Source organism: Nocardioides sp. P4_G4 (genome assembly GCF_056401085.1).
On sequence record NZ_JBFUKA010000110.1, the window covers coordinates 1 to 11,407 of the forward strand.

An 11,407-nucleotide genomic window follows, 5' to 3' on the forward strand; every position below is an offset into this window, starting at 1 on the left:
CCCGCCCGGCCACCGGCCGTCACCCGCACCACCCTCCACGAGAACGGAAGACCTGATGAGCTCGACCCGCGTAGTGGTCACCGGACTGGGCACCACCTCCCCCGTCGGCGGTGACGTCACCTCGACCTGGCAGGCCCTGCTGGCCGGCACGTCCGGCATCCGTCCCCTCACCGACGACTGGGTCGACCAGCTCCCCGTCAAGATCGGCGGCCGGGTGGCCGTCGAGCCGTCCGAGGTCCTCGACCGGGTCAAGGCCCGCCGTCTCGACCGCTCCAGCCAGTTCGCGATGGTCGCCGCCGACCAGGCCTGGGCCGACGCCGGCCTGGAGGACTCGGGACTCGAGCCCGAGCGCCTCGCCGTCGCGCTCGCCTCCGGGATCGGCGGCGTGACCACGCTGCTCGCCAACTACGACATCCTGCTCGAGAAGGGCGCCCGGCGCGTCTCGCCGCTCGCCGTCCCGATGCTCATGCCGAACGCCCCGGCGGCCAACGTGAGCCTGAAGTACGGCGCCCGCGCAGCCGTGCACGCCCCGACCTCCGCCTGCGCGTCGGGCAACGAGGCCATCGCCATGGCCATCGACATGATCCGCCTCGGCCGCGCCGACGTGGTGCTGGCCGGCGGCACCGAGGCCGCGATCCACCCGCTGCCCATGGCCGCCTTCGCGAACATGATGGCGCTGTCCAAGAACGAGGGGGACCCCACGACGGTCTCCCGCCCCTGGGACGTGGCTCGCGACGGCTTCGTGCTGGGCGAGGGCGGCTCCGTGCTGGTCCTCGAGTCCGAGGAGCACGCCAAGGCCCGCGGCGCCAAGATCTACGCCTACGTGCTCGGCGCCGGCATCAGCAACGACGCGCACGACATCGCCCAGCCCGACCCCGAGGGTCGCGGCGGCACCCGCGCCATCAAGATGGCCATGCGCGAGGGTGACGTCGACCCGGCCAGCGTGGTGCACGTCAACGCGCACGCCACCTCGACCCCCAAGGGCGACATCGCCGAGGGCCTCATGCTGCACGCGGTGCTCGGCGAGCACGTCGACCGCTGCGTCGTCACCAGCACCAAGTCGATGACCGGGCACCTGCTCGGCGGAGCCGGCGCGCTGGAGGCCATCGCCACGGTGCTGGCCCTGCACGAGCGCACGAGCCCGCCGACGATCAACCTCGACAACAAGGACCCCGAGGTCGACCTCGACATCCCCACCGAGGCCCGCACGCTCCCGGACGGCGACATCGTCGGCCTCAACAACTCCTTCGGCTTCGGCGGAGCCAACGTGGCCGTCGCCTTCGGCAGCGCGTGATGACCGCGACCGCGGCGCGGCCGGCCAAGGTGCCGCGCGAGGAGGACCCGCGCCACCCGGTCCACCGGCTCACCGCCCTCTTCGACGAGGGCACGCTCGAGCTGCTCACCGCCGACGACGACTCGGGAATGCTCGCCGCCACCGGCCGGGTCAACGACACCGCCGTGGTCGCCTTCTGCAGCGACGCCACCGTCATGGGCGGCGCGATGGGTGACGTGGGCTGTCGCGTCGTCGTCGACGCCTATCACCGCGCCATCACCGACGGCGTGCCCATCATCGGCCTGTGGCACTCGGGCGGCGCCCGTCTCGCCGAGGGGGTCCTCTCCCTCCACGCCGTCGGCCGCATCTTCCAGGTGATGACCCAGGCCTCCGGCACGATCCCGCAGATCTCCGTCGTCCTTGGTCCCGCGGCCGGCGGCGCGGCGTACGGTCCCGCCCTCACCGACGTGGTCATCCTGGGACCCGAGGGACGCATCTTCGTGACCGGGCCGGACGTCGTCCGCTCGGTCACCGGCGAGGACGTCGACATGCTGCGCCTCGGCGGCCCCGAGCCGCACGGCCGGCGATCGGGCGTCGTGCACATCCTCACCGAGTCCGAGCAGGAGGCGCTGGAGCGCGCCCGCACCGTCGCGACGCTGCTCGGCTCCCAGGGTGGCCTCGACGTCGACGCGGTCGAGGACCGTGACCTCGAGGCGATCCTGCCCGAGTCCAAGAAACGCGCCTACGACGTGCACCCGCTCGTCGAGGCGGTGCTCGACGACGGCACCATGCAGGAGCTGCACGCCCGCTGGGCGCCCAACATCGTCACCGCGCTGGGCCGCTTCGGTGGCCGCACCGTCGGCGTCGTCGCCAACAACCCGCTGCGCCTCGGCGGCTGCCTCGACTCCCTGTCTGCCGAGAAGGCCTCCCGCTTCGTGCGCATGTGCGACGCCTTCGGGGTCCCGCTGATCGTGCTCGTGGACGTCCCCGGCTACCTGCCGGGTGTCGGTCAGGAGTGGGACGGCGTCGTACGCCGCGGGGCCAAGCTCCTGCACGCGTTCGGCGAGTGCGTCGTCCCCCGGGTGACCCTGGTGACCCGCAAGACGTACGGCGGCGCCTACATCGCCATGAACGCCCGCTCCCTGGGTGCCACCCGGGTCCTGGCCTGGCCGGGCGCCGAGGTGGCCGTCATGGGTGCGGTCGCTGCCATCCGGATCCTGCACCGCCGCAAGCTGGCGGAGGTCTCCCCCGAGATCCGCCCGCAGGTCGAGGCCGAGCTGGCCGCCGAGCACGAGCGCATCGCCGGCGGAGTCGACAAGGCCGTCGAGATCGGTGTGGTCGACGAGGTGGTCGAGCCCAGCCGCACCCGGACCGCGATCGCGGCCGCCTTCCGCCACGAGATCGACACCTCGGGCGTGCACCGCGGGCACCACGGCAACATCCCGCTCTAGGAGGCGGGCTCCCGCTCGTCCCGGTACGCCGCAGCAGCGCGGTCCCCTACCGGAAGGGCTGGCGCGACCGTGGCGGCGGCGATCGCCGTGGTCAGCGGCACCGCGAGCACCAGGCCGATGGCCGACGCCAGGGTCCGGATGATCTCCTCGGCGATGATCTCGTCGCTCAGCACGTCGATCAGCGGCCGGTCGTAGAGCGAGATCAGCAGCAGCGAGGCGAGGGCCGTCCCCGCGTAGACGAAGACGATCGTGTAGATCGTCGAGGCGATGTGGTCCCGACCGATGCGCATCCCGGACGCGAAGATCCGGGCGCGCGACATCTCGGGCGCGGCGTCGCGCAGCTCCCAGACCGCCGAGCTCTGGGTGATGGTCACGTCGTTGAGCACGCCCAGACCGGCGACGATGACCGCGCAGGTGAGCAGACCACGGAAGTCGAGCTCGGTGGCGTGCACGCGCAGCTGCAGCGCCGACTCGTCACCCAGGCCGGTGAGACGGGCGGCATCGATGGCGACGAGGCCGAGGACGGCGGTGACCAGCAGCCCGAACAGCGTCCCGGCGAGCGCGGTCGACGTGCGGACCGACACCCCGTGGGCCAGGTACAGCACGATGAACATGATGGCGCTCGAGCCGACCAGCGCCACCGGCAGACCGGGCTCCCCCGCCAGGAGCGCCGGCAGCATGAAGTACCCGACGACCCCGCCCGCCAGCACCAGTCCCAGGAGGGCCAGCAGTCCCCGCAGCCGCGCGATCGCCCCCACGATGAGCACGAACGCGCCGGCCATCACCGCGATGGGGAAAGAGCGGTCGACCCCCACCCAGGCGTACTGGGTGCCGTCCTCCTGCGGGATCGCTGCCAGCATGGCCCGGTCGCCCACGTCCAGCGACCCGGTCACCGTGCCCGGCGGCACCGTCACCGTGGACTCGGTGTCGGGATCATCGAGCAGCCGCACCGTCACGACGTCGCACGCCTCGGGATAGTCCCCGCCCGTGCCGGGCGTCACCACCGGGCAGGGCTCGCCGATCGCGAGGACCTCGGCTCGCGGGTAGGTGACACCCTCCGCGGCGTACGGGCTGGCGGGAGGATCCGTCGAGGGCCACAGGACGACGAGTCCCACGATCGTCGCCACGGCAGCAAGCATCAGTCCGACCAGGAGGGTCCTGGTCACCGGGCCGGACGTGTGCACCGTCAGGGCGCGGTGAGAGTGGTTGGCCCCCATGCGGCCAACCTCTCACACCACGCCGAGGGTCAGACCACCTGGTGCAGCCAACGGACCGGGGCACCGTCGCCGGCGTGGCGGAAGGTCTCCAGCTCGTCGTCCCAGGGCTTGCCCAGCAGCTTGTCGATCTCGTTGAGCAGCGTCGTCTCGCCCAGGGCCGCCTTGACGACGGCCGCCTTGAGACGGTCCTCGGGGATCATGATGTCGCCGTGCAGGCCGGTCACCGCGTGGTAGACACCGAGCTCCGGCGTGAACGAGAAGCGCGTGCCCTCGCTGGAGGGAGTGGGCTCCTCCGTGATCTCGAAACGCAGGTGGTTCCAGCCGCGCAGTGCCGAGGCCACGGCAGCAGCCGAGCCTGCCGCGCCGCTCCACGAGAGCTCCGCACGGTAGGTGCCGGGCTGAGCGGGCTGCGGGATCCAGTCCAGGCTCACGGCAACACCGAGGACTCCACCCACCGCCCACTCGATGTGGGGGGCCAGGGCAGAGGGAGCTGAGTGCACGTAGAGAATGCCCCGCGTCCCGGGTCCGTCCGGGCGGGCGTGAGTGCGTGTGGTCACCGTGACCTCCTTGAAAACCGGCGCCCAGGTGCGCCTTCCCCAGCGGTCTGCACAGCGGTCTTCAGTCAGTCGAGTGACACGTATGTGATTAGTGGCTCCATTGTGGCGGAAGTTGCGAGCGAATGCCAGCAGGACGCCCCGTGTCCGACCCTCTGGTCAGTCCATCCGCTTCTCGAGCAGCTCCGCGCGTGCTGCGGAGTCGGTGATCTCGTTGCTGTCGACCGCGTGGGTGCGGTGGAACCACGCCAGGGCGTCGGACTCCCGACCGGCGGCCTCGAGGGTGTCGGCGTACGCGTAGCGCAGGCGCACGACCCACGAGCCGCGGCTCTTGGACTGCAGCGGAGCCAGCTCCAGGGTACGCAGCGCCGCGTCGAGCTGACCCATGTCACGTCGGGCACCCGCCTCGACCAGGGTCATCTCCGCCTTGGCCTCCGAGGAGAAGTTGGCGACCGAGGGGCTCTTGGCCAGCTTGAGGGCCTGCTCGGGCTGGCCGAGCGCACGGTGGCAGTCGGCCATGATCGGCAGGTAGTCGGTGGCGCCGTTCATGCGCTTGGCCGCCCGGAGCTCCGACAGCGCCTCGGCATAGTGGCCGGCGGCGTACGCCGACTCCCCCACGGCCTCGCGGACGATGGCGATCCGGGACGCACGAGCACGAGCGGCCAGCGTGTGCTGGTACGCCGTCTCCGGATCCGTGTCGATCAGGCTTCCGGCCGCGGCCAGGTGCCGGGCCACGCGGGCGGCCAGCTTCTCGGGCAGTCCCTTGAGCTGGGCCGCGATCGCCCGGTCGAGCTCCTTGCCGGTGATCTCCTCGGGCAGGGGCGGGCCGTCGTACTCGGCCTGGGCGACCGTACGAGGGCCCTGCTCCTCGCGGGGACGCTTCCAGTCGTTCTGGCGCGGCTTGCGGTCGCCGCCACCACGGGAGTCACCGCGAGAGTCGCTGGACCGTGAGTCACCCGAGCGCGACTGCGCCGGGCGACCGCCGGTCGTGGGCYGGCCCCCGCGGCTCGACGACTCACCGCCGGAGTATCCCTTCCCCCCGCGGCCGGTCGAGCCACCGGAGGCACCTCCCCGCGCGGGCGGCTTGCCTCCACTGCGGGTGGGGCGCTGGCTACGACGATCCTCGGCCACGTCGAYGGTCCTTCCGGGGGTGATGACTCGCTGTGCTGATGTGGGACGCACTGACGTGCGTGCTGCTACGTGCTGATGGTCGCCCCTCGGCGACCCGTCCCCACGCTACTGCCTGCACCACGGGTGCGCACAGGTGGGGAAAATGGGAAAGAGGGGCCGCCTGATGGCGACCCCTCTCCCAATGTATGTCCGGCGGCGTCCTACTCTCCCACAGCCTCTCGGTTGCAGTACCATCGGCGCTGAAAGGCTTAACTTCCGGGTTCGGTATGGGACCGGGTGTTTCCCTTTCGCTATGGCCGCCGTAACTCTGGCGGAACACACACACCCGAAACGTGTCCGGGGCATATTCCAAGCTCTTGGATGATGCATATTCAGTTGTCGCTCCCCCACAACCCGGGTGGGTTTGTGGTCTGGGAACTGCATGTGGACGCGGGCACCGACAAACGGTTTCTAATCAATCTGTTCGTGTTGATCTGTTATGTACGGTGTTGGGACAAGCCCTCGGCCTATTAGTACCGGTCGGCTAGGCATTGCTGCTGTACACCTCCGGCCTATCAACCCCATGTTCTGTGGGGGGCCTTACCCCATAACGGGTGGGAAACCTCATCTTGAAACGTGCTTCCCGCTTAGATGCATTCAGCGGTTATCACTTCCGAACGTAGCCAACCAGCCGTGCCCCTGGCGGGACAACTGGCACACCAGAGGTTCGTCCATCCCGGTCCTCTCGTACTAGGGACAGCCTTTCTCAAGTTTCCTGCGCGCGCGGCGGATAGGGACCGAACTGTCTCACGACGTTCTAAACCCAGCTCGCGTGCCGCTTTAATGGGCGAACAGCCCAACCCTTGGGACCTACTCCAGCCCCAGGATGCGACGAGCCGACATCGAGGTGCCAAACCATCCCGTCGATATGGACTCTTGGGGAAGATCAGCCTGTTATCCCCGGGGTACCTTTTATCCGTTGAGCGACGTCGCTTCCACATGCCGACGCCGGATCACTAGTTCCGACTTTCGTCCCTGCTCGACATGTCTGTCTCACAGTCAAGCTCCCTTGTGCACTTACACTCAACACCTGATTGCCAACCAGGCTGAGGGAACCTTTGAGCGCCTCCGTTACATTTTAGGAGGCAACCGCCCCAGTTAAACTACCCATCAGGCACTGTCCCTGATCCGGATTACGGACCTAGGTTAGACATCTAATACTACTAGAGTGGTATTTCAACGTTGACTCCAACCAAACTGGCGTCTGGCCTTCACAGTCTCCCACCTATCCTACACAAGCAGTACCAAACACCAATACCAAACTATAGTAAAGGTCCCGGGGTCTTTCCGTCCTGCCGCGCGTAACGAGCATCTTTACTCGTAGTGCAATTTCGCCGAGTCCATGGTTGAGACAGCGCCCAAGTCGTTACTCCATTCGTGCAGGTCGGAACTTACCCGACAAGGAATTTCGCTACCTTAGGATGGTTATAGTTACCACCGCCGTTTACTGGGGCTTAAATTCTCCGCTTCGACTTGCGTCTAACAGGTCCTCTTAACCTTCCAGCACCGGGCAGGAGKCAGTCCGTATACATCGTCTTACAACTTCGCACGGACCTGTGTTTTTAGTAAACAGTCGCTTGGGCCTGGTCTCTGCGGCCATCACCGCGTCCCCACGCAAGGTGGTTCACGGATCCGGCCCCCCTTCTCCCGAAGTTACGGGGGCATTTTGCCGAGTTCCTTAACCATGGTTATCTCGATCGCCTTGGTATTCTCTACCTGATCACCTGAGTCGGTTTGGGGTACGGGCGGCGCGTAGCTCGCTAGAGGTTTTTCTCGACAGCATAGGATCACCCACTTCACCAAACGGCTCCGTGTCACATCTCAGACATATGGAATCCGGATTTGCCTAGATCCCGTCCTACATGCTTACCCGTGGACTACCATCGCCACGGCTGGGCTACCTTCCTGCGTCACCCCATCGCTTGACTACTACCAGATCGGGTCCCACGCTCCACCAGATCGCCTTCCCCGAAGGGTCGGTCAACCTGGCTTTGGGTGGTTAGCATCACCGGGTTCGTCATGGGCGCTACTTTGCCGGTACGGGAATATCAACCCGTTGTCCATCGACTACGCCTGTCGGCCTCGCCTTAGGTCCCGACTTACCCAGGGCAGATTAGCTTGACCCTGGAACCCTTGATCATTCGGCGGACGTGTTTCTCACACGTCATTCGCTACTCATGCCTGCATTCTCACTCGTGTGGCCTCCACACCTGGATCACTCCGGCGCTTCACTGCCCACACGACGCTCCCCTACCCATCCACACACCTGAACACCGATCAAGTCGATGCTAGATACACGCGTGAATGCCATAGCTTCGGCGGATGACTTGAGCCCCGCTACATTGTCGGCGCGGAATCACTTGACCAGTGAGCTATTACGCACTCTTTCAAGGGTGGCTGCTTCCAAGCCAACCTCCTGGTTGTCACTGCGACTCCACATCCTTTTCCACTTAGTCACCGCTTAGGGGCCTTAGCTGATGGTCTGGGCTGTTTCCCTCTCGACTACGGAGCTTATCCCCCGCAGTCTCACTGCTGCGCTCTCACTTACCGGCATTCGGAGTTTGGCTAACGTCAGTAACCTGGTCGGGCCCATCGGCTATCCAGTGCTCTACCTCCGGCAAGAAACACGCAACGCTGCACCTAAATGCATTTCGGGGAGAACCAGCTATCACGAAGTTTGATTGGCCTTTCACCCCTATCCACAGGTCATCCCCTCAGTTTTCAACCTAAGTGGGTTCGGTCCTCCACGTCGTCTTACCGACGCTTCAACCTGCCCATGGATAGATCACTTCGCTTCGGGTCTTGAGCGCGCTACTGAATCGCCCTATTCGGACTCGCTTTCGCTACGGCTTCCCCACACGGGTTAACCTCGCAACACACCGCAAACTCGCAGGCTCATTCTTCAAAAGGCACGCCGTCACCCTTACAGGCTCCGACGGATTGTAGGCACACGGTTTCAGGTACTATTTCACTCCCCGCCAGGGGTACTTTTCACCTTTCCCTCACGGTACTTGTCCGCTATCGGTCATCAAGGAGTATTTAGGCTTAACGGGTGGTCCCGCCAGATTCACACGGAATTTCAGGGGTTCCGTGTTACTTGGGGTAACGCTACGGAGCTTGTGCATTGCGTCTACGGGGCTATCACCCTCTACGGCCCGGCTTTCCAACCGGCTTCAACTTCCACACAAGTTTCTTACTCCGTGCAGGTACGGCAGCACCTGCCAAGCGGCCCCACAACCCCTGATGCGCAACCCCTGCCGGGTATCACACGCATCAGGTTTGGCCTCATCCGATTTCGCTCGCCACTACTCTCGGAATCACTTTTGTTTTCTCTTCCTGTCGGTACTGAGATGTTTCACTTCCCGACGTTCCCTCCACACACCCTATGTGTTCAGATGTGGGTAACTGGACATGACTCCAGCTGGGTTTCCCCATTCGGACACCCCCGGATCACAGCTCGGTTGCCAACTCCCCAGGGCTTATCGCAGGCTCCTACGTCCTTCATCGGCTCTTGATGCCAAGGCATCCACCATGTGCCCTTCATAGCTTGTCTCAACAACGTCAAAACAAATCACTACGAAAGATTAATTAATGCTCGCGTCCACTATGCAGATCTCAAACAACAACCCCACCAACCCCCCACCACCACCAACCGGCGACASCAGGACAAAGGGAGGAACCAGAAGCTGATGCTTCAGGACCCAACAGTGTGCCAAACCCAACCCCTCACCACACCAGACCGCGTTCCACACCCACACCACACCCCACAAGGAGACACAGCACAAGTAGTACTAACAGCCCGAACAGGTTCCGGGCAGACATTCATCGACGATTCCACTAGTGAGACACCGCATTGCTGGACAGACATTCGCTGCCAGTCAGGGCGTGTGCTCCTTAGAAAGGAGGTGATCCAGCCGCACCTTCCGGTACGGCTACCTTGTTACGACTTCGTCCTAATCGCCAGCCCCACCTTCGACGGCTCCCTCCACAAGGGTTGGGCCACCGGCTTCGGGTGTTGCCGACTTTCATGACGTGACGGGCGGTGTGTACAAGGCCCGGGAACGTATTCACCGCAGCGTTGCTGATCTGCGATTACTAGCGACTCCGACTTCATGGGGTCGAGTTGCAGACCCCAATCCGAACTGAGACCGGCTTTTTGGGATTCGCTCCGCCTTACAGCATCGCAGCCCTTTGTACCGGCCATTGTAGCATGCGTGAAGCCCTGGACATAAGGGGCATGATGACTTGACGTCATCCCCACCTTCCTCCGAGTTGACCCCGGCAGTCTCCTATGAGTCCCCACCATAACGTGCTGGCAACATAGGACGAGGGTTGCGCTCGTTGCGGGACTTAACCCAACATCTCACGACACGAGCTGACGACAGCCATGCACCACCTGTACACCGACAAAAGGGGCCTCATCTCTGAGGCTTTCCGGTGTATGTCAAACCCAGGTAAGGTTCTTCGCGTTGCATCGAATTAATCCGCATGCTCCGCCGCTTGTGCGGGCCCCCGTCAATTCCTTTGAGTTTTAGCCTTGCGGCCGTACTCCCCAGGCGGGGCGCTTAATGCGTTAGCTGCGGCACGGAATCCGTGGAATGGACCCCACACCTAGCGCCCAACGTTTACGGTGTGGACTACCAGGGTATCTAATCCTGTTCGCTCCCCACACTTTCGCTCCTCAGCGTCAGGTAATGCCCAGAGAACCGCCTTCGCCACCGGTGTTCCTCCTGATATCTGCGCATTTCACCGCTACACCAGGAATTCCGTTCTCCCCTGCATACCTCTAGTCTGCCCGTATCGGAAGCAAGCACTGAGTTAAGCCCAGTGTTTTCACTCCCGACGCGACAAACCGCCTACGAGCCCTTTACGCCCAATAATTCCGGACAACGCTCGCACCCTACGTATTACCGCGGCTGCTGGCACGTAGTTGGCCGGTGCTTCTTCTGTACCTACCGTCACTTTCGCTTCGTCGGTACTGAAAGAGGTTTACAACCCGAAGGCCGTCATCCCTCACGCGGCGTTGCTGGATCAGGCTTCCGCCCATTGTCCAATATTCCCCACTGCTGCCTCCCGTAGGAGTCTGGRCCGTGTCTCAGTCCCAGTGTGGCCGGTCACCCTCTCAGGCCGGCTACCCGTCGAAGCCATGGTAGGCCATTACCCCACCATCAAGCTGATAGGCCGCGAGCACATCCCCCACCGAAAAACTTTCCACACACCCCCATGCGAGGGCACGTCATATCCGGTATTAATCACCGTTTCCGGTGGCTATCCCAAAGTGGGGGGCAGATTACTCACGTGTTACTCACCCGTTCGCCGCTCGAGTACCACCGAAGTGGCCTTTCCGCTCGACTTGCATGTGTTAAGCACGCCGCCAGCGTTCGTCCTGAGCCAGGATCAAACTCYCCATCGAAAAACAAACCCCACACCAACCCCCCAAAAAGAGGAGCCAGCACGAGAAAAAGAGAGCCACATCCCCTAGCATCGAACAATCACTGACAAATTTGTCAGAAATYATCGTTAACCAAAGAAACCACCACCACGACCAAAAAGCCATGGTGACGGGGCATAACAAACTAATTCGTCGACTATGACACACTGTTGAGTTCTCAAACATCAGACGCACCCAAGTGCGACCCTCGCGGATCTTGTCTTGGGACAACCTGCAATAACTTACCGGTCCGGGGCCGCCTCGTCAATCTCGGCTGGGAACCGGGCCCGTCGCATGCAAGAACCCGCTTC

General features: G+C 64.1%; 5 protein-coding genes and 3 rRNA genes. 2 read left to right on the forward strand and 6 right to left on the reverse strand.

What is annotated here, in order from left to right:
• The first annotated feature begins 55 nt into the window (after positions 1 to 55).
• Together fabF and AC1DQF_RS19400 are read left to right on the forward strand one after the other, a co-directional pair.
• Positions 56 to 1,294, forward strand: coding sequence for a beta-ketoacyl-ACP synthase II (fabF, locus tag AC1DQF_RS19395; RefSeq protein ID WP_477526870.1), 1,239 nt, complete (start codon positions 56 to 58; stop codon positions 1,292 to 1,294).
• Entirely contained in the window at positions 1,294 to 2,724 is a 1,431-nt protein-coding gene (locus tag AC1DQF_RS19400) for an acyl-CoA carboxylase subunit beta (RefSeq protein WP_477526873.1), read from the forward strand. The genes fabF and AC1DQF_RS19400 overlap by 1 nt, the downstream gene beginning before the upstream one ends.
• On the opposite strand, the gene AC1DQF_RS19405 is transcribed toward AC1DQF_RS19400, so the two are convergent.
• From AC1DQF_RS19405 to AC1DQF_RS19430, 6 genes are all read right to left on the reverse strand, one after another.
• Positions 2,721 to 3,941, reverse strand: coding sequence for a YibE/F family protein (locus AC1DQF_RS19405; RefSeq protein WP_477526871.1), 1,221 nt, complete (start codon positions 3,939 to 3,941; stop codon positions 2,721 to 2,723). The genes AC1DQF_RS19400 and AC1DQF_RS19405 overlap by 4 nt on opposite strands.
• Positions 3,942 to 3,970: 29 nt before the next feature.
• Positions 3,971 to 4,498, reverse strand: a complete 528-nt coding sequence (locus AC1DQF_RS19410; RefSeq protein WP_457208181.1) for a DUF3145 domain-containing protein — start codon at positions 4,496 to 4,498, stop codon at positions 3,971 to 3,973.
• 156 nt (positions 4,499 to 4,654) lie between these two features.
• On the reverse strand, positions 4,655 to 5,626 hold the full coding sequence (locus AC1DQF_RS19415) for a tetratricopeptide repeat protein (RefSeq protein WP_477526872.1): 972 nt from the start codon (positions 5,624 to 5,626) through the stop codon (positions 4,655 to 4,657).
• 187 nt (positions 5,627 to 5,813) lie between these two features.
• Positions 5,814 to 5,930 (reverse strand): 5S ribosomal RNA (gene rrf, locus AC1DQF_RS19420).
• A 185-nt stretch (positions 5,931 to 6,115) separates the two neighbouring features.
• Positions 6,116 to 9,218, reverse strand: a 23S ribosomal RNA gene (locus AC1DQF_RS19425).
• 345 nt (positions 9,219 to 9,563) lie between these two features.
• Positions 9,564 to 11,078: ribosomal RNA gene (locus tag AC1DQF_RS19430) — 16S ribosomal RNA — on the reverse strand.
• The 16S, 23S and 5S rRNA genes sit together here, the layout of an rRNA operon.
• Positions 11,079 to 11,407: the final 329 nt, after the last annotated feature.

What these genes read in the sequence shown, in the direction of transcription:
- fabF (WP_477526870.1), top strand. Translation starts at nt 56, where the DNA reads ATGAGCTCGACCCGCGTAGTGGTCACCGGACTGGGCACCACCTCCCCC.
- AC1DQF_RS19400 (WP_477526873.1), top strand. Translation starts at nt 1,294, where the DNA reads ATGACCGCGACCGCGGCGCGGCCGGCCAAGGTGCCGCGCGAGGAGGAC.
- AC1DQF_RS19405 (WP_477526871.1), bottom strand. Translation starts at nt 3,941, where the DNA reads ATGGGGGCCAACCACTCTCACCGCGCCCTGACGGTGCACACGTCCGGC.